Genomic DNA, 18,066 nt, shown 5'->3' on the forward strand with positions numbered 1-18,066 from the left:
TCTCCGGGGCCCGCGCCTGGTCGACGGGCCTGGATGCCGGAATCCGCCACCGCCCTGCTGTTGCTCACGCCCGTCATTCTCCTCTTCGGTCTGTCGGTCATCTACCCCGTCATCGAAACGCTGCGCATCAGCTTCTGGGAAATTCGCGGACTTGGCAGACCGCGCTTCGTCGGCTTTGACAATTATCTTCGACTCTTCAGCGATCCGGTGTTTCTCGGAACGCTGTGGACGACGCTGATCTTCACGGTCGGCGTCACCATCGTTGCCGTTACCATCGGCTGGACCATCGCTCTTCTGTGTGCCTTTGCGCCGCGCCAGACCTCCATCTTCCGGCTGATGATCTTTGCGACCTTCGGGATTTCGGAGGCCGTCGCCGGCTATATCTGGATCGGCATCTTCCGTCCCGGAGACGCCGGTCTCCTCAACGGCATGCTTTCGGCGATCGGCCTGGCGGACCTCGCCCAGCCGTGGCTGGGCGGCGCAAACTCCGCGCTGATCGCCCTGATCATCACCGCGGCCTGGAGTGCGGTCGGCCTGCCGCTGCTGCTCAGCTTCGCGTCCGTGCAGGCCATCCCGCGGTCAATCCTGGAGGCGGCCTATATGGACGGCGCCAAGCCGCTCGCGATGATGTGGCATATCATGGTGCCGCTGTCTCTGCCGGGCGCCCGCGTCGCGATCTTCCTGACGCTTCTCAGTTCGCTGCGCGCCTTCGACATCGTGTTCGTTCTGACGGCCGGCGGCCCCGCACGGGCAACCGAAACCGTGGGTTTCTTCATGTACCGGGAATCGATGACGCAGTTCAATCTCGGCTATGGGGCCGCGGCGACCATCATTCTTCTGATCGGTGTTCTACTCGTGTCGACACCCGCAATCGCGCAGCGGACGAAAGGAGCCAAGTGATGACCGGACGAGCACCGAAATGGATCATCATCGTCGTCGGCTTCGTGGGCTGCTTGTGGATCGTCCCCATCATCGGCATCGTGGCTACGTCGCTGCAGACGACAGATTCGATTGCCCGCGGCTGGTGGCACTTCGGCGAGAACACGTTTTCATTGCAGGCCTGGCGCACCGTCTGGCAGACCTACCCCTTGGCGGGAAGCCTGTGGGTCTCGGCAAAGATAACGCTGGCCGCCACGATCCTCACCATGGTGACAGCCCCGGCGGCCGCCTACACTTTTCACTATCTGCGCTTTCCCTTGCGACGCCTGTGGCTGATCATCATCATCAACGCATTCGTCCTGCCGCAGCAGGTGGTGATCATCCCCTTGTTCCAGCTCTGGCGCGACGTTGGCCTGCTCGACAACATGGGGGCGGTCATCATTCCCTTCGTCGGATTGAGCTACGCCTGGGCCGTCTTCCTGGTGAAATCCTTCCTTGAGGATTTTCCCAAGGAACTGATCGAGGCGGCAAGGATCGACGGATGCGGCCCGATCCGCACCTTCACCCAAGTCGTGCTGCCAAACCTGATCTCGCCGATCGCCGCCTGCGGCATCCTGCAATTTCTCTGGTGCTGGAACACGCTGCTCTTGCCGATGCTGTTTTTGCGCAGCGACATCTCGCTTACCGTGCTGCTCGCGCGGATTGCCGGGACCTACGATCCCAACCTCGACCAGCAGGCGGTAGCGGCCATCGTGACCGCGGTGATTCCTCTCTGCATCTTTCTTCTGTTCCAGAAGCAGTTCGCTGCCGGCAACCGCGTGTCCAGCGGCGGCAAAGAATGATGCTCTTCTGCTTCATCATGGAGAACACACATGGCTCAAGTTGAGCTCAAAGACGTCAGCAAGCGCTATGGCAGCGTCGAAGTGATCCGCGATCTCAACCTGATGGTCGAGGCCGGCAGCTTCACGGTTCTTGTGGGTCCATCCGGCTGCGGCAAGTCCACCCTGCTGCGGATGGTCGCCGGGCTTGAGACGATTTCCGGCGGAATCCTGGAGATCGCCGGCACGCGCGCCAACGATCTCGATCCCGTTGCCCGCGGTGTCGCGATGGTCTTTCAAAACTATGCGCTCTACCCGCACATGACCGTTGCCCGAAACATCGGCTTTGCCCTGAAAATCGCAGGGCTTGACAAGGCCGAGGTGGAAAGCCGCGTGCGCGAGGCCGCCGATGTCCTGCAGATCGAGCACCTCCTCGACCGCAAGCCGGCCAACCTTTCCGGCGGACAACGCCAGCGCGTTGCCATTGGCCGCGCCATCGTTCGCGATCCGCAGGTGTTTTTGTTCGATGAGCCTTTGTCGAACCTCGACGCCGAATTGCGTGTGTCAATGCGCGTCGAGCTTGCCCGCCTGCACCAGAAGCTCAAGGCGACCATGCTCTATGTCACCCACGACCAGACGGAGGCGATGACGCTCGCCGACAAGATCGTCGTGATGCGCGACGGGAGGATCGAGCAGACGGGCACACCCGAACAGCTCTACAGCGACCCCGACAACGTCTTCGTAGCCGGCTTCATCGGAAGCCCACGGATGAACTTCCTGTCAGGGGAGGCAAGCCAGGGACTGGTTCACCTGGCGCAAGGCGTGACATTGCCCTGCCCTTCAACCTTGTCTGGTCCCGTGAGCGTCGGCATCCGTCCGGAACACATGACGCCGCGGGGCGGACGGGCACATAGCCTGCCGGTTACCATCGACATGATCGAGTATCTCGGTGGCACACGTTACCTCTACGGCCGCTTGGCAAACGAGACGCCGGTCGCCATCGAGGCGCGCGACAACACTGGCATCCGCGCCGGCGAGCAGATCGACGTCACCTTCGACAATCACAGCGTGATGCTCTTCGACGCATCCGGCAAGCGGATCCGGTCCGCGGCTCCTATCCCTTCATGACGTAAAGGCAGAACATGTCGAACATACTTTGGTACCAGCGCGAAGCCTGGGTGGATTGGACGCGCGCCTTGCCCGTCGGAAACGGGCGTCTCGGTGCGATGATTTTCGGAAGCAGCCGCAAAGAAAAGATCCAGCTGAACGAAGACACGTTGTGGACCGGATCGCCATACAGCGCCGCCAACAAGGGTGCCCACGAACACCTGCCGGCCTTGCGGGAGCTGATGTTCGCCGGCCGTTACGCCGATGCCGAAAGGCTGGCCGATCAGCGGATGATGTCGCGGCCGCGGACGCAGATGACCTACCAGCCGGCCGGCTGGGTGTTCATTGAGACCCGCCACAGGCCCGACCGCGATACGTTTAAGCGATGGCTTGACTTGGAAACGGCCATCGCTTCCGTCGACTACCGACACCAGGGGATCCACTACAAGCGCGAGACTTTTGCGTCCGCCCCGGACAACGTCATCGGCACTCGCATGTGGACGCAAGGCGGCGAAACGTTCAACACCGATATCAGCTTCGACATCGAGCAGACGGTGTCCCCTGTCATCAATGCCGAGAGAGGCGAAATCATTTGCAGCGGACGAAACCGCGGCGAATTCGGCGTACCGGCAGGGCTGGACTGGGTGGTGCGGGTCAAGGTCCTACCGGATGGCGGCCAGATGGAACCTTACGATGGCGGACTGAGACTTACCGGCGTGCGTGGCGTTACCCTCTGGATCGACGTGGGCACCAGCTTCAAGCGCTTCGATGACGTTTCGGGCGACCCTGCCAGTGCCACCGCCGATCGCATAGCCGCAGCGACCGCTAAGGGCTGGGACGCCGTCCGGGCAGATCATGTGGCGGACTACAAGCGTCTCTACGATCGGTTCTCGATCGAATTTGGCGCCGGCCGAACCGACTTGCCGACGGACAAGCGGGTCGCCGCACCTGACAAGGAAGCCGATCCCGCACTCGCGGCACTTTACGTCCAGTTCGGCCGCTACCTGATGATCAGCGCCTCTCGCCCCGGCACACAGCCCGCCAATCTGCAAGGGATCTGGAATGCGGAATTCCGGCCGCCGTGGAACTCGAAATACACGGTCAACATCAACACGGAGATGAACTACTGGCTACCAGATCCGACGAACCTTCCCGAATGTTTCGAGCCGCTGATCGCGATGCTGGAAGATCTGACGGAAACGGGCGCCGAGATCGCTCGGGAGCACTATGGCGCGCGGGGATGGGTGCTGCATCATAATACCGACCTGTGGCGGGCGGCCGGCCCGATGGATGCCGCCGACCCGGGGCTGTGGCCGATGGGAGGCGTTTGGCTTTCGTGTCAGCTATGGGACCACTGTGTCTATGCCGGCCGACCCGCAGCGCTTGTGGAGCGAGTGTACCCGATCATACGTGGAGCAGCCGAGTTCCTACTCGACTTCCTCGCGCCCCTTCCCGGTACGGATGCGCTTGTGACAGTGCCCACCAATTCGCCGGAAAACATCCACCCGTTCGGGGTCAGCCTTTCTGTGGGTTCCGCGATGGACAACCAGCTCGGACGCGACCTCTTCGACGCGATCCTCGCGGCAGATATGGAGACGGACGCGGATTTCTTGGACAGGATCCGAGCAGCGCGAGCGCGTCTCTTGCCCGACCGTATCGGGCACGCCGGCCAATTACAGGAATGGCTGGAGGACTGGGACATGGATGTGTCGGAAATGGACCATCGACATGTCTCGCACCTCTATGCCGTCTATCCTGGGCTTGCCATCGACACCATCCACACGCCTGAACTTGCTGCTGCCGCCAAGCGCTCGCTGGATATCCGCGGCGATAACGCAACGGGATGGGGAATTGGCTGGCGGATCTGCCTATGGGCGCGGTTGGGGGACGGAGAACGAGCATGGTCGATCCTCAAAACTCAGCTTTCGCCGGCTCGCACCTATGCCAATCTGTTCGACGCTCATCCCCCCTTTCAGATTGACGGCAATTTTGGCGGGGCAGCGGGTATCTGCGAAATGCTAGTCCACAGTCGCGCCGGCGAGGTTCGCCTCCTCCCTGCATTGCCTGCGGCCTTGTCGACGGGCAGAGTGGCCGGTCTGCGGTTGCGTGGGGGGATAGAGCTCGACATGGAGTGGTCGAACGGACAGATTGTTTCTGCCAGACTGAAGTCCGATGATACGCAGACGGTGCTGCTGCGCAATTCTCAGACTGCGTCGAAACTGGGACTGGAAGCGGGCATTTGGACAACCGTGATCTGAGGTCGGTCCCGCTGAGTTGGAAGGTTGGTACCATCCGCCCCCATCATGTCAGTCATCATTGGCATGATGGGTCGACTTTCTAGCTCTTGAAGGGATCGGAACCAAACGCATGTCTTGGCGGCACGTTTCGGCAAGCGCGATCCGACGCTAGAGGATGAGGCCAGGCTGGTGAATGCGCCCAGCCAAGTTGGTGAAGACAGAATCGCGCTCGGGGAGCGAAATCCTTTATGGTGGATTGACGTGGAACCAGACCTCAACCGGCTCCTCGTCAACCATTCATCCTCTGCCACTGTTTGAATGGCAGCAAACATAGCAAAGTGCCGGGATCAATCAGATCCGGGCACCACCTGTCGCATCAATCATCTGGCCCGTCGTCCAACGCGCATCGTTTGATGCGAGGAATGCGATAACGTCGGCGACGTCTTCCGCCTTTCCGACACGGGAGAAGACCGAGAGGGCTTCGGCACCGGCGCGCGCATCCGGTGATGCCAGCCACTCGGCATTCATATCCGTCTCCGTCACACCTGGCAGCACGGCGTTGACCGTAATCCCGCGAGCAGCAAATTCAGGTGCCAACGCCAGTGTCAACGTCTCCAGCGCCCCCTTGGAAGCCGCATAGGCGGGATGGGTCGGCGCGGCGATGCGCGTAAACCCGGTGGACACATTGATGATCCGGCCGTTGTCTCGAATGTGATCGGCCAGTGCCTGGATCAGGAAGAAGGGCGCCTTGTAGTTGATCGTCATCACTTCGTCGAAAGCAGCTTCGCTCGTCTGCTTCAACGGCAGTGCGGGCGCGATGCCGGCATTGTTTACCAGAATATCGAGAGCAGAAGACCCCGTCTCGGTACGCGCGGCTTCGCCCAACTGCGCCCAGAGGCTGTCGGCGGCGTCCTTGCCCTGCCTCAGATCAGCCCTCACACCGACGGCCTTGACGCCAAGTGCCTCGATGTCACGTATGGTGGTATTTGCCGCATCGGCATTCGCGGTGTAGTGCACACCAATCAGTGCCGCGCCCTCCTTCGCGAACGCAAGAGCAACGGCGCGGCCGATGCCGCGCGAACTTCCTGTGATGAGGGCTATCTTGTTTGCTAGTCTTTGGGACATGGATCACTCCGTTGCTAGATTAAATAGTGATCCCTATAATAATAAATGAAATCCGCCTGTCAACAATTTAATAGGAGTCACTATTTTAATGACGAATCCAACCCGCAAACGAGGCAGACCGCGCCTGCTCGATCGCGACGTGGGGCTCGACATCGCGGCACGGCTGTTCTGGGAACGCGGCTATGAAGGGACCTCAACCGCCGACCTGACCAAAGCCATGGGTATCAATCCGCCGACCCTCTATTCAATGTTCGGCTCCAAGGAAGAACTGTACCGTCGAGCCCTCGATTTCAGCATCGTCCGCGAAAACAGCCGCCGGTTAGAGATCCTGCAATCGAGCCGTCCGGCTTACGACGCCCTGAAGCTGTACCTCTACGATATTGCTGATGGCGACACCCAGCCCGATAAGCCGCGAGGCTGCATAGTCTCGACGGCCGTCCTGCAGCATGCGGAAGAGAACGCATCCGTCGCGCGTATGACGGCGGCATTGCGCGAGGCGTCGATGCAGATCCTCAAAGCCCGCTTCGATCGCGCCATCGAGGAAGGCGAACTGCCTGTTCAGACCGACACCGATACGCTCGCCCGCTTCTATGGTGCTATTATCCAAGGCATGTCGGCACAGGCCTGCGATGGTGCCTGCAATGCGCAGCTGAAACGGTTGGTCGATCTCGCACTCACGGCCTGGCCTGGGAAGCGTAGCACCTAAAAGGGAGTTGGGCCAAAGACACGTGACCTGCTTGTGCCGACCGCAAGCGTCGCAGGGCCTCTTCGATGGTTTGCCCATGGACGCGTTGAACCCATACGAACCTGCGACCTGCTTATCAGACCCTCCAAGTAACTGAATTCCATTGCATACCATATGCGGATCGGTCGTGCGGCTTGAGACAATATGGACCTTGATGACGGTGGATACTTTTGGTCTATGCATCCGCCCCAACGCCATGCGATCGCCGGGTGTCACGTCCCCCTTCGTTTCACAGTGTGCTGCGGTGACGATGTTTGTCCGCGCCGCCTCTAATAGCCTCCTGTCAGGAAGATGGTTTCGCCGGTCATGAAGCTGCAGGCCTGGGATGACAGGAAAATGGCCGCGCCCACCATTTCTTCCGCCTGGCCGGCGCGGCCCATCCAGTTCAGTGCACGGGTGTATTCGGCCCAGCCTTCCGGGTCGTTGTCGCGGCGATCGGCGTTGCGGTCGGTATCGATGAGACCGGGTGCGAGCGTGTTGAGCAGCACATTGTCGCGGGCATAGTCGCGCGCCTGGCTCTGGATGAGGTTGTGTTGCGCAGCCTTCGTCGCCGCATAGGCCGTGACGATGCCCTTCGGCCGCAACTGGTTCACCGATCCGATGGAGACGACCCTTCCCCACTTTCGGGCTGCCATCCGCGGCAGGACGGTCTGCAGCATGTCGACGGTCGAGACCAGGTTGACCGTCAGCTGGAATGCCAGATCGTCTGCGGTGAGCGCGCTGAGCGGCGCATTGATCTGCGCACTGGCATTGATGACCAGTATATCCACCGGCGCGATGGCTTCGGCCCGTTCGATGAGGTCGCGGCCTGACCCCGCCGCAGACAGATCGCCGGCAAGTTCCTGCGCCGTACCGCCCGCCTTGGCGATGCGCTGCTCAACGCCCGCGGTACTTCCCTCCCGGATGCCGTGCAGGATGACATGCGCCCCGGCACCTGCCAGCCCTTCGGCAATCGCGGCCCCTATGCCGCGGCTCGATCCGGTGACAAGGGCGGTGCGGCCCTTTAGGCCAAACAGGGTCTCCAGACGCATATTTAACCCTCAAACAATTGAACGCGGGCGCCGGAGACGCCGGGACGGCAGGAAAACAGGCCGCCCGATAGTGGCGCGTCGGCAAGCGCTGAGGCCGGTAGGCGTGTGCGGGCGCTGGTGATAAACAGGGTCGACAGGTCCGGTCCGCCAAAGGCGATGCTCGTCGGGCGCGGAACGGGCAGTTCGATGACCTGGTCGAGCTTGCCGTTGGGCAGGTAGCGCCTCACGCACCACCCGTCCCAGACCGCGCACCACACCCCGCCTTGCGCATCAACGGCCAGCCCATCGGGGCGGCCGTCGGCGACGGGGATGCGGGCAAAGTCGCGGCGGCCGGACAGCGCCCCGGTCGACGGATCGCAGTCATAGGCGTGGATCAGGCCTGGAACCGTATCGACGAAGTAGAATGTCCGCCCGTCGGGGCTCCAGCCCAGCCCGTTCGAGACAATGACGCCGCCTTCCTTGCGTTCAAACGCGCCGGCCGGGGTAATCCGATAAAGAGCGCCGGTCGGCTTGGAGGCATCGATGCGCATCGAGCCGACCCAGACGGCGCCATCCGGTCCGCATTTGGCGTCGTTAAGGCGGTTGTCGGCAATGCCGCCTTCCGGGTTCACGAAGGGCGTGAGGCGCCCGGAGGCGAAATCCAGCCATTCCAGACCGTCCTGCGAAGCAACCAGCAGGCGGTTCTGGCTTACCGGAATGACGGCGCTCACCAGCTTTCCGGTCTCCGCCGTCTCGTTGCGGCCCGTTGCCGGATCGAAACGATGAACGGAGGGGTGCAGGATATCCACCCAGTAGAGCGCGTTTTCGCCCTCGTGCCAGACCGGGCTTTCGCCGAGCTGGGCGCCCCAGGGAAGAATGCAGCTGAGATCCGCCGTCGGCCGGCTGACGGCCGAACGCGGGCGTGGCCGCGAACTGATGGCAACGGCGCCGGCGGCCCCCGTAATGCGCCGGGCCGCGGCAATCAGTTCGCGCCCGGCCGGATGAATATTGGAGGCTTCAAGACGCGACGACGGCCCAAGCGCCACCAGGACCCCGATCGGCGTGTTGTCGCGCCCCATCACCGGGGCTGCGACGGAATTGACCCCCGGCAGATGCTCTTCATAGGAGATTGCATAGCCGCGGGCGCGCGTGAGGGTGAGGTCCGCCTGCAGCGCCTCAAGCGTGGTGACGGAATGAGGGGTATGGGCGTCGAGCGTCAGCCGGTCGAGGAGCGCCCGTCCGACGGCGGGATCCTGGAAAGCAAGCAGTGTCTTGCCCGGTGCCGTGCAGTGAAGCGGTACCCGGCGGCCCACTTCGACGCGGACGGAAACGCCATTGGGGGAGCGTTCCGCCAGATACTGCGCCGTCACACCGTCCAGACGGCACAGGGCGACGGTCTCGCCCAGTTCGGCGGCCAGCCGTTCCAGTTCGGGTGTGGCTGCGGAAACGAGATCAAAGCTCTCCCAGACCTTGTGCGACATTTCCAGAAAGCGCTGCCCAAGCACATAGGTCCCGCGGGCCTCGTCCTGGCGCACCAGTCCGTAGGCGATGAGGGTGCGCAGAATGCGCGCAAAGGTCGGTTTCGGCAGGCCTGACGCCCGCAGCAATTCGGCAAACCGCAACGGTTCGGGGGCGTCTGCCACCATGTCGAGCAGCGAAAGCCCCTTCGAAAGCGCTGCCGTTCCCCCCGGCGTCTCCGGCTTCACGGTGTCCCCTCCCGACCGAAGCGCTGCCGTCTTGCGGCCATTGCCTCGTCCAGCATCCGCTCCATCGTCCATCTCGCTTCAAACCCCAACGTGTTTCTGATCCGTGCGTTTGACGTATGGTAATAGACGCCGGCGCCGGGAAAATCGACTGGCACGACGGGAAGTCCGGTTCGTGCAGCCATCTGGGGCAGGAGCACGGCAAAATCGAAGGGCTCGTCCGAGCCGAGATTGAAGATGCCGCCCGCCGCATCGGGATGATCGAGTGAGAGAAGAACGCCCGCGACCATGTCGCGCGTCTCGGTGATGTGCATGCGAAAGGGCCTGCCATTCTCGTTGCGGGCGAGCACATGGGCGGGCCTACCGATATCCCTGGAGCGCAGGAGATCGGCATTGGCGGTGTTGCCGAACGTCTCCTGCTGCCGGATCCGCGGGCGCAGGAAAAAGCGCGGGCCTGAAAAGAAACTCTCCTCATCGAGAAGCTCTGAGGCATCCTGCGTGTGCGAAAAGCGCAGGATCACCGTCTCGAACGCGCCGGTTCGCTCGAAAAACCGCACCAGTTCCTCGCCGAGGAGCTTGGTCAGGCCATAAGGCGAATTCGGATTGAGCGGGTGGTCCTCCGTCACCGGCAGATAGTCCGGACGATTCTCCGGATAGACCTCACCCGAGGAGGCAAAGACGAAGCGCTTGATCTTGGCCGCCGCGGCGGCAACCAGAAGACGGCGGGTGCCTTCGACATTGACGCCGAACATGCGCTCGCCATCCGCGGGGTCCCAGGACATGAAGGCGCCGAGATGCACGATGGCGCTCACCCCGATGGTCGCCTCGCTGAGGCGGGCGGCATCCTCCAGCGAGCCGACGACCTCGTCGCCCCCCATTCCCGAAGGCCGCAGGTCAAACCCGCGCACGGGCCGCCCGTTTGCCCGCAAGGCTGCGACAACGCCGCGACCGACGCGGCCGGCCGATCCGGTAACGAGGATCATAGCCGCGCCCCCGTCCTGGCATCGAACAGATAGAGATGGGCGGGATCAAAGCCGAGCCGCAACTCCTCCTGCCGCGGCAACGGCCCGCTGTGGGATACCCGGGCGATCAGCCCCTTGGTCTTGCCATCCTCGCCATCGGCGATCCGGGCGCCTTCGGTATCGAAATAGACGTATTTTTCCGATCCGAGGCTTTCCACGAGCGTCGGGCGCACGCCAAACGTCACCGGCGCGTCGTTGAGCGTCAGGTGCTCGGGCCGCACTCCGACGATCACCGGGCCATGGTGGTTGGCAGCCCTTGTGAGTTCCATCTGCTGGCCGAAGGCCGTCAGGCGTCCTGCGGTGAGGTCGGCGTTCAGAAAGTTCATGCCGGGCGACCCGATGAAGCCCGCGACGAAGAGGTTTGCGGGATTGTTGAAAAGCTCGTCCGGGGCGGCGATCTGCTGGATGATGCCGCCCTGCATGATGACGACGCGATCCGCCATGGTCATCGCCTCCACCTGGTCATGGGTGACATAAACGGTGGTCACGCCGATGCGCTTGTGCAGCGCCCCGATTTCGGCGCGCATGTGGACGCGCAGCTTGGCATCGAGGTTGGACAGGGGTTCGTCCATGAGAAAAGCCTGAGGTTGGCGCACGATCGCCCGCCCGAGAGCGACGCGCTGGCGCTGGCCGCCGGAGAGGTCCTTCGGTTTGCGATCCAGATAGGGCGTCACCTCCAGAATGCGCGCCGCATCGTCGACGCGCCGGTCCAGTTCCGCCTTGTCGGTGCCGCGCATCTTCAGTCCGAACCCGATGTTCTGCCGGACGGTCAGGTGCGGGTAGAGCGCGTAGTTCTGGAAGACCATGGCGATATCGCGATCGCCGGGGGAGAGATCGGTGACCTCCCGCTCGCCGATGAAGATCTGGCCTTCGCTGGCGGGCTCAAGGCCCGCGAGGATCTTCAGCATCGTCGACTTGCCGCAGCCGGACGGGCCAACCAGCACCACGAACTCGCCATCCTCGATTTCCAGCGAAAAGGGCCTCAGAACGTTAAGGGCGCCATAGGACTTGCTGACATTGCGAATGGAAATATTGGCCATGCTTATTTCTCCGCGCCAGCGGTGAGGCCGCCGACCAAATAACGTTCGAGGAACAGGTAGATTGCGATGATCGGCACGGCGATGAACACCGACGCGGCGGAAATGTCGTTCCAGTAGGTGACATATTCGCCCTGCATCGTCGTGATGCCGAGATTGGCCGTCCAGTTGTCCGGGGAATTGACGAGGAACGTGCGGGCATAGGCATAATCGGCCCAGCTCAGCACGAAGGCATAGAGTGCCGTGGCGGCAAGCCCCGGGGTTGCGATGGGCAACACGACGCGCACCATCGCTCCGATCGGCGAGCAGCCATCCACCATGGCAGCCTGTTCAAGCTCCTTCGGAATGGTGTCGAAATAGCCTTTCAGCATCCAGGTGGCGAAGGGGATGATCATGGTGGAATGGGCAAGCACCAGCGTCCAGAGGCTACCGATCAGGCCGAAACTCGAAAAGATCGAGAAGAGCGGGATGACCAGCAGGGTCGCCGGCAGCATCTTGGCGGTGAGCACGAAGAGGCCCATCGTTGCCCCTCCCCGCATCGAGTAGCGCGACAGCGCGTAACCGGCACTGACGGAGACCAGCATGGAGAGCGCGACGGAGCCGACGGCCGCCAGCATGGAGTTCCACAGCCACAGGAGGATCGGCTTTGCCGCCCAGACGCGGGCGAAAATGCCCCATTGCGGGTCGGCCGGCCAGAAGGTCGGCGGCAGGCGGTAGAGTTCATTCGTGGTCGACAGCGCCGTGACGAGCAGCCAGTAGACCGGGAAAAGGATCATCGCCAGCGTGAAGATCACGGTGGCATAGAGAGCAAGGCTCTGGGCGAAGCTACGTTTCATCAGGGCCTCCTCAATAGATCGATTTCGAACGCCGGCCGAGCATCAGCAGGCTGGCAATGATGCAGATGACGAGCGTCACAACGCCCACCGCTGCAGCGCGGCCGAAGTTGTGATACTGGAAGGCCTGGTCATAGGTCATGATCGAGAGCGTCTGGGTGGAGCGCAGCGGTCCGCCGCCGGTCAGCACCTTGATGATCGAAAAATCCCGGAACACCCAAAGCAGCGTCAGCACCAGCGTGACGCCGAGAACGGGCATCAGAAGCGGCATGGTGATCCAGCGGAAACGCTGCCAGACGCTCGCCCCATCCACCTTGGCGGCTGCGTAATAGTCGGACGGGATCGACTGCAATCCGGCAAGGCACATGATCGAAACGAAGGGAAAGCCCTTCCACACCATGGTGATTGCCACGGCCCAGAAGGCCGCCGTGGAACTGCTGACCCACGGGATCATCTGGTCGGCGAAGCCGAGCTGGATCGCCAGCCAGCCGAACAGGCCGAAGGACGTGTCGAACATCCAGGCGAAGATGACGACGGCGATGATTTCCGGCACCGCCCAGGGCAGAGCCATGCCGAGACGCGCGACCGTGCGCCCCCTGAAGCGGTTGTTGGCAAGAAGCGCGGTGCTGAGGCCAACGGCCACGCTTCCGGCGGTCACGATGACCACGAGCTTGAGCGTGACCCAGCAGGCCAGCCAGAATTCCTGCGAGGAAAAAAGCCAGGTGTAGTTGCTTATCGAGAACGGTCGGCTGGCACCGCCGAGCCTAGGAATCTTCACCTGCTGGAACGACAGGTCGATCGCCAGAATCAGCGGCCAGACGATGATGGCGGCTACCATCAGCACCGCCGGAGCGATCAGGATGTAGCCGAGAAGATGCTGCCGGCTGGGGCGCGCAAGGTCAAAGAACTTGCGCCGCCCCGCCTGGACGGTGTCGGTCATGGATGGTTCTCCTGCCGGATGCTGAAAGTGGTGCGGGGGCCGCAAGAGGCCCCTGCCCTGAAGATCGCCTCAGCCCTTGATCGCCTCGGCCTTCGCCTGCATCGTCTTTGCGACGGCTGCCGGATCAAGATCCTGGATGATCATCCGCTGCGTCTCTTCCATCACCATCTTGCTGAACTCGTTGTAGTAGAGTTCGAGACCCGTCGGCACGCGGTCGATGCCCGCGGCGGCGGCTTCCTTCATCGTCTGGATGAGGACCGGAAAATGCGGAATGGTCTTTTCGACGCCGGAGACATCAGCCTTCGGGCTTGGAGGCGTATTGCCGCCCATCGTGGCGTAGCTGCGCTGGAATTCCGGCGTCATTGTCAGCTTGATGAAATCCCAGACAAGAGCCTTCTGGTCGTCAGGAATGTCTGCTGGCATGGCAAGCACGTTGGAGGAGCCGCCAAGCGGAGGCGTGAAGGGCGGCACGGTATAGACGATGTCGCTCTTGGCGGTTCCCTTCTCGGTCGTGCCATAGAGCCACGGTCCGTCGAGGCGCATGGCCATCTTGCCGTCGGCAAACAGTTTGCGCACATCGCTCGCGCTCATGTCCACGGGACTGACGCCGCTTTTCATCACGGTCTTCCAGCGGGTGAGCCCCTCGACCATTTCCGGCGTATCGATGGTGATATTGCCGTCCTTGTCGGTCCAGTAGGCCTTCGCATCGATGATGTAGTTCAGCATTTCGGTCAGGTACTGGCCCGGACCGCCCTTGGTTTCATGGCCGGTGCCGAATTGGTCGATGATGCCGTCGCCGTTCAGATCCTTGGTCGTCGCCTTGGCTGCTGCCAGGAATTCGTCATAGGTCTTCGGCACGGCAACGCTGGCTTCATTGAGGATCTTCTTGTTGTAGGCCATGACGAAGCCGAAATAATTCGTCATGATGCAGACGGTTTCGCCGTTCCATTCGCATTTCTGCTGGCCGGCCCAGCCGGTCATGTCGATGCCGTCCTTCTTCAGCCACGGATCGAGCGGCTCCAGCCAGCCGCTGTCGGCGAACATCTGGAATTCGAAGGAGGCGAGATGGACGATCTGCGGCGGCTGGTTTGCGGCAAACAGCGTCGTCATCGTATCGGCGTAGGCGCTGCGTTCGGCCTTGGTGAACTCGATCCTGACGCCGGGATGCTGCTTCTCGAAGGCGGCAATGACAGCGTGCCACCATTCGCCGGTCCCGGCATCGTCGGTCTGCCACGAGATGAACTTGAGGACGGTTTCGGCCATGGCCGGGGCAAGGTTGCCCATCGTCATCAAGGTTGCGGTTGCAGCGCCAAGCGCCAGTCTTTTCACGTTCAGGGTCATGGCTTCCTCCTCCAAAGAGCCCGGTTAAATACGTTCGAGCAGATCAAGGGCCGCCTGCGATGGCGCAACCCCAAGGCCCGGCCCGGACGGCAGGTGATATCGGCCGTCGCGGCAATCCATGTCGCCGCTCAGCAGGCGGCGGTTCGGCTCGAAGATCGAATGCTGGAATTCATGGCCCTTCAGCGTCGGCAGGGTGGATGAGGCCTGCAGGCTGGCGGCCAGGAAAATGCCGGCGCCGACGGTCGCATGCGGGATCACGTCAATGCCGTGTTCGGCGGCAAGCGCGCCGATGCGGATGAAGTTGGTGATGCCCTTGTGACCCATTTCCGGCTGGACGATGGCGATGCGGCAGCGTTCGATGCGGGCGCGCATGTCCCAGTGGGTGCGCCATTCCTCGCCGACGGCGATCGGAATATCCGTACCCTTAGAGACTTTTTCGAGGCCTGCAATGTCTTCCGTCCAGACGGGCGCCTCGGCAAACCAGGGGTCAAACGGTGCCATTTGCGCGATCAGTTCCAAAGCCCGATCCGGCGTCTGGTTCCAGTGCATGTCAGCAGCGATCCTGGCCTTAGGCCCCAGAACCCTGCGCAGGTTTTCCATCTCGGCGGCCGGGCCATCATCGGCAACGGGGGTGGCAAACTTGAAGGCATCAAAGCCGCGGTCCTGCCAGTATCTGGCGAGGTCGCCGCGAGCCGCGAGCGTTTTTTCCGGCAGACCCGAGACATAGGCCGAAAAGCTGTCGACACCGCCACCAAGCAGGTCACGAACGGATTTGCCCGCCTCCTGCCCTGCAATATCCCAGAGCGCGATATCGAGGGCGGCCAGCGCATCGACATAGAAGCCGCCGGTATAGCCGCGCACCCGCATCATGTCATAGAGGTCGTCGTAGATCGCCGACGGATCGGATGCATCGCGGCCGATGACGAAGCCGGCCAGGAGATCGTTGATCAGGGCCGCGACTGCGCCCGGGGCAACGATACCATAGGTTTCGCCCCAGCCAACGGTGCCGCCTTGTGTCGTCATGCGGACAAGCACGCTGCGGTCGAAGGTCGGATAGACCGTGCGGTTTCCCTTGCGCACGATATAGCCGTTCGGGTTGACCACCTCCCCCTCGCGAAGCGCGCCGAGATAGGGCACCTTGCGTGGTTGTGTGAGCGTGAAGACCTCGATCGTCGAGACGGGGCTGTTCATGCGGCCTCCCTGCCGAGGAGGCCAAGTTCCAGAAGGTTGGCGTCGATGTCGGCAATGGCAGCCGCATCGAGATCGGGGGTTGGCGCCCGCACGCCGACACCCTCGATGATGCCGCGGCGCATCAGGACGTATTTTGTCAGCCGCATGCGGTAGACGGCCTGCAGAACCAGAAGCGGCAGGGTGCGCACATAGATCCGGCGGGCTTCGTCGCGCCGGCCGGCGGCAAGGGCGCGGTCGATGGCGACATGCTCCTCGACGATTTCCAGCGCCGGCATGGCGGCGGTCGCACCGCGCGCATATTCATCCAGAATGTAGCGGGCGCCGCCGCCGCCGATCACGCCCTTCAGGCTTTCCGGCGCATGGGCGACGATGTGGCTGATGGCGGGACCGGCCGGCAGAGTCTCTTCCTTGACATAGGTGACGCGCGGCAGGGCGTGGATGATGTCGACGATGGCCTCCGGCGTCAGATCGGATCCACGCGGGGCCGGTGCATTCTGCAGGATGACCTCCACCTGCGGCAGCGCCTCCAGGATCTTGCCGAGGAAATCGATGACGGCCGGCGCGTCCGTGCCGACGGATTTTGGCGGCTGCACCATCAGGTGGCCAACGCCGAGACCGGCGGCCACGCGGCCATGCTCCACCACGTCCCGCCAATCGGCAGCACTGGCACCGGCAACGACCGGCACGCGGCCGGCCACTGTTTCGACCACGATGCGCAGAAGCCTTGCACGCTCACGGGCATCCAGGCTCTCCACCTCGCTGGCAAATCCGGGAAACACCACGCCGTCGACACCCTGCTCGAGAGCAAAGCGAACCAGCCGCGCCATGCCTGCCTCATCGACACTTCCGTCCGCCAGAAATGGCGTTGGCAGCACGGGCAGAATGCCCTTCAAGCCGATCATCATGCTCTCCCTCACAATTGGTATCATATATTGGCACTATGAATTCACTAATTGACACTACATATGCCAGCGCTTTATGACAAGCCCTCAGGCAAAAAAGAGTGGAAGAGGCGCAGAGCATGACAGGACAACCGGCATCGATCGTTGTGGATTGGGGAACGACCTCATTGAGGGCAACGCTGGTCGGAGCCGACGGCCAGGAGCTTGACGTGATTGAGTCGCCCCAGGGGATCTCAACCCTCAGCAAGGGGCAACACGAGGCAGCCTTGATGGCGACCCTGTCTCCCTGGCTTACCGCGCACGGAGCGCTGCCGGTTGCAGCGCTCGGCATGATCACCAGCCGCAATGGCTGGATCGAGGTGGCCTATGTGCCTTGCCCGGCCGGACCCGCAGAGCTTGCGCGCGGAACCGTGCGGATGATGCTTCCGAACGGTTCCAATCTCGTCCTCCTTCCGGGGTTGACCGATCCGGCGCGGCGGCCGTTTCCCGATGTGATGCGCGGAGAGGAAACCCAGATCGCAGGCCATGGCCTGAATGCCGATCAGACCCTCATCATCCCGGGCACCCACAGCAAGTGGGCAAGGGTCGGCGGCGGCCGCATCGACGGCTTCCAGACCTTCGTGACCGGCGAACTCTTCGCGCTGCTCATGAACCATTCCTTCATCGCGCGCGGGGCAACCCAGCCGCCGGTCGACGATCCAGACGCCTATCACCAAGGCCTGGCGGAGGCAAAGGAGACTGGCGCCATGCTCTCGCTGCTGTTTTCGGCGCGCACCGGGGGGCTTGCCGGCCGGCTCTCGGCCGACCAGCTGCGCTCCTATGTGCGCGGTCTTGTGATCGGCCAGGAGTTCAGGCAGGCGCGCGAGGCGGGCTGGTATCGGGAGGGGGATCCGGCCGCGATCATCGGCAATGATGGCCTCAACGACCTCTATCAGATCGCAGCGGATGTATTCGGTCTCCGGATCACGATGGGGGAGGACGACGTGCTCACACGGGGTGCGCTGGACGTCTTGCGGCATACACTCGTCTAGAGTCTGTCAGATTTAATTTGAACCATAACCTGCATGTCTAAAATAGTTTAAGCACTCCTGCGGACTGAACGCCTTGAGGAGTTCTCCTATTCGTCTCCATGTTGTTTCGACGGTTCTCTCGTCCGCCTTTCTGACGAGCGTCTTG

Annotated in this window: 16 protein-coding genes; 6 read left to right on the plus strand and 10 right to left on the minus strand. The window is 62.4% G+C overall.

Annotation, left to right across the window (positions count from 1 at the left end; translation table 11 throughout):
• Window positions 1–33 precede the first annotated feature (33 nt).
• The 4 genes from J2858_RS22695 to J2858_RS22710 are packed head-to-tail and all read left to right on the plus strand — an operon-like array spanning window position 34 to window position 5,062.
• Window positions 34–900, plus strand: coding sequence for a carbohydrate ABC transporter permease (locus tag J2858_RS22695; protein ID WP_245367063.1), 867 nt, complete (start codon window positions 34–36; stop codon window positions 898–900).
• Window positions 900–1,721, plus strand: a complete 822-nt coding sequence (locus J2858_RS22700; protein ID WP_210107152.1) for a carbohydrate ABC transporter permease — start codon at window positions 900–902, stop codon at window positions 1,719–1,721. Before J2858_RS22695 ends, J2858_RS22700 begins: the two co-directional genes overlap by 1 nt.
• 30 nt (window positions 1,722–1,751) lie before the next feature.
• Window positions 1,752–2,825 carry an ABC transporter ATP-binding protein gene (locus J2858_RS22705; RefSeq protein ID WP_210107153.1) on the plus strand — a complete coding sequence of 358 codons (1,074 nt, stop codon included), beginning with the start codon at window positions 1,752–1,754 and terminating at the stop codon, window positions 2,823–2,825.
• Window positions 2,826–2,839: 14 nt separating this feature from the next.
• Window positions 2,840–5,062 carry a glycoside hydrolase family 95 protein gene (locus J2858_RS22710; protein ID WP_210107154.1) on the plus strand — a complete coding sequence of 741 codons (2,223 nt, stop codon included), beginning with the start codon at window positions 2,840–2,842 and terminating at the stop codon, window positions 5,060–5,062.
• Window positions 5,063–5,392: 330 nt separating this feature from the next.
• On the opposite strand, the gene J2858_RS22715 is transcribed toward J2858_RS22710, so the two are convergent.
• Complete coding sequence (locus J2858_RS22715) at window positions 5,393–6,166, minus strand: SDR family oxidoreductase (protein WP_210107155.1); 774 nt, start codon at window positions 6,164–6,166, stop codon at window positions 5,393–5,395.
• 88 nt (window positions 6,167–6,254) lie between these two features.
• Between J2858_RS22715 and J2858_RS22720 the strand changes: the two genes are divergently transcribed.
• Window positions 6,255–6,872, plus strand: a complete 618-nt coding sequence (locus J2858_RS22720) for a TetR/AcrR family transcriptional regulator (protein ID WP_210107156.1) — start codon at window positions 6,255–6,257, stop codon at window positions 6,870–6,872.
• Window positions 6,873–7,180: 308 nt separating this feature from the next.
• On the opposite strand, the gene J2858_RS22725 is transcribed toward J2858_RS22720, so the two are convergent.
• The 9 genes from J2858_RS22725 to J2858_RS22765 form a co-directional block, all read right to left on the minus strand.
• Entirely contained in the window at window positions 7,181–7,942 is a 762-nt protein-coding gene (locus tag J2858_RS22725; protein WP_210107157.1) for an SDR family NAD(P)-dependent oxidoreductase, read from the minus strand.
• A 2-nt stretch (window positions 7,943–7,944) separates the two neighbouring features.
• Entirely contained in the window at window positions 7,945–9,627 is a 1,683-nt protein-coding gene (locus J2858_RS22730; RefSeq protein WP_210107158.1) for an SMP-30/gluconolactonase/LRE family protein, read from the minus strand.
• Window positions 9,624–10,607, minus strand: a complete 984-nt coding sequence (locus J2858_RS22735) for an NAD-dependent epimerase/dehydratase family protein (protein WP_210107159.1) — start codon at window positions 10,605–10,607, stop codon at window positions 9,624–9,626. Before J2858_RS22735 ends, J2858_RS22730 begins: the two co-directional genes overlap by 4 nt.
• The gene (locus tag J2858_RS22740) at window positions 10,604–11,686 is read right to left on the minus strand and encodes an ABC transporter ATP-binding protein (RefSeq protein WP_210107160.1); all 1,083 of its coding nucleotides are present in this window, start codon (window positions 11,684–11,686) and stop codon (window positions 10,604–10,606) included. The genes J2858_RS22735 and J2858_RS22740 overlap by 4 nt, the downstream gene beginning before the upstream one ends.
• 2 nt (window positions 11,687–11,688) lie before the next feature.
• A complete protein-coding gene (locus J2858_RS22745) occupies window positions 11,689–12,519 on the minus strand; it encodes a carbohydrate ABC transporter permease (protein ID WP_210107161.1) in 831 nt (276 codons plus the stop codon).
• Between the two features lie 10 nt (window positions 12,520–12,529).
• Entirely contained in the window at window positions 12,530–13,456 is a 927-nt protein-coding gene (locus tag J2858_RS22750) for a carbohydrate ABC transporter permease (RefSeq protein WP_210107162.1), read from the minus strand.
• Between the two features lie 69 nt (window positions 13,457–13,525).
• Entirely contained in the window at window positions 13,526–14,797 is a 1,272-nt protein-coding gene (locus tag J2858_RS22755; RefSeq protein ID WP_210107163.1) for an ABC transporter substrate-binding protein, read from the minus strand.
• Between the two features lie 24 nt (window positions 14,798–14,821).
• Window positions 14,822–15,988 (minus strand): mandelate racemase/muconate lactonizing enzyme family protein, encoded by a 1,167-nt coding sequence (locus tag J2858_RS22760; protein WP_210107164.1) that lies wholly within the window; start codon window positions 15,986–15,988, stop codon window positions 14,822–14,824.
• A complete protein-coding gene (locus J2858_RS22765; protein ID WP_210107165.1) occupies window positions 15,985–16,893 on the minus strand; it encodes a dihydrodipicolinate synthase family protein in 909 nt (302 codons plus the stop codon). The genes J2858_RS22760 and J2858_RS22765 overlap by 4 nt, the downstream gene beginning before the upstream one ends.
• Before the next feature lie 116 nt (window positions 16,894–17,009).
• Between J2858_RS22765 and J2858_RS22770 the strand changes: the two genes are divergently transcribed.
• A complete protein-coding gene (locus tag J2858_RS22770; RefSeq protein ID WP_210107166.1) occupies window positions 17,010–17,921 on the plus strand; it encodes a 2-dehydro-3-deoxygalactonokinase in 912 nt (303 codons plus the stop codon).
• The last annotated feature ends 145 nt before the right edge of the window (window positions 17,922–18,066 follow it).

It is taken from the genome of Neorhizobium galegae (assembly GCF_017877135.1).
GTDB classification, from domain to species: domain Bacteria; phylum Pseudomonadota; class Alphaproteobacteria; order Rhizobiales; family Rhizobiaceae; genus Neorhizobium; species Neorhizobium galegae_A.

Bases quoted from the DNA above. Each gene is read 5' to 3' on its own strand.
- J2858_RS22695 (WP_245367063.1), top strand. From the start codon at position 34: ATGCCGGAATCCGCCACCGCCCTGCTGTTGCTCACGCCCGTCATTCTC.
- J2858_RS22700 (WP_210107152.1), top strand. From the start codon at position 900: ATGACCGGACGAGCACCGAAATGGATCATCATCGTCGTCGGCTTCGTG.
- J2858_RS22705 (WP_210107153.1), top strand. From the start codon at position 1,752: ATGGCTCAAGTTGAGCTCAAAGACGTCAGCAAGCGCTATGGCAGCGTC.
- J2858_RS22710 (WP_210107154.1), top strand. From the start codon at position 2,840: ATGTCGAACATACTTTGGTACCAGCGCGAAGCCTGGGTGGATTGGACG.
- J2858_RS22715 (WP_210107155.1), bottom strand. From the start codon at position 6,166: ATGTCCCAAAGACTAGCAAACAAGATAGCCCTCATCACAGGAAGTTCG.
- J2858_RS22720 (WP_210107156.1), top strand. From the start codon at position 6,255: ATGACGAATCCAACCCGCAAACGAGGCAGACCGCGCCTGCTCGATCGC.
- J2858_RS22725 (WP_210107157.1), bottom strand. From the start codon at position 7,942: ATGCGTCTGGAGACCCTGTTTGGCCTAAAGGGCCGCACCGCCCTTGTC.
- J2858_RS22735 (WP_210107159.1), bottom strand. From the start codon at position 10,607: ATGATCCTCGTTACCGGATCGGCCGGCCGCGTCGGTCGCGGCGTTGTC.
- J2858_RS22740 (WP_210107160.1), bottom strand. From the start codon at position 11,686: ATGGCCAATATTTCCATTCGCAATGTCAGCAAGTCCTATGGCGCCCTT.
- J2858_RS22745 (WP_210107161.1), bottom strand. From the start codon at position 12,519: ATGAAACGTAGCTTCGCCCAGAGCCTTGCTCTCTATGCCACCGTGATC.
- J2858_RS22750 (WP_210107162.1), bottom strand. From the start codon at position 13,456: ATGACCGACACCGTCCAGGCGGGGCGGCGCAAGTTCTTTGACCTTGCG.
- J2858_RS22755 (WP_210107163.1), bottom strand. From the start codon at position 14,797: ATGACCCTGAACGTGAAAAGACTGGCGCTTGGCGCTGCAACCGCAACC.
- J2858_RS22760 (WP_210107164.1), bottom strand. From the start codon at position 15,988: ATGAACAGCCCCGTCTCGACGATCGAGGTCTTCACGCTCACACAACCA.
- J2858_RS22765 (WP_210107165.1), bottom strand. From the start codon at position 16,893: ATGATGATCGGCTTGAAGGGCATTCTGCCCGTGCTGCCAACGCCATTT.
- J2858_RS22770 (WP_210107166.1), top strand. From the start codon at position 17,010: ATGACAGGACAACCGGCATCGATCGTTGTGGATTGGGGAACGACCTCA.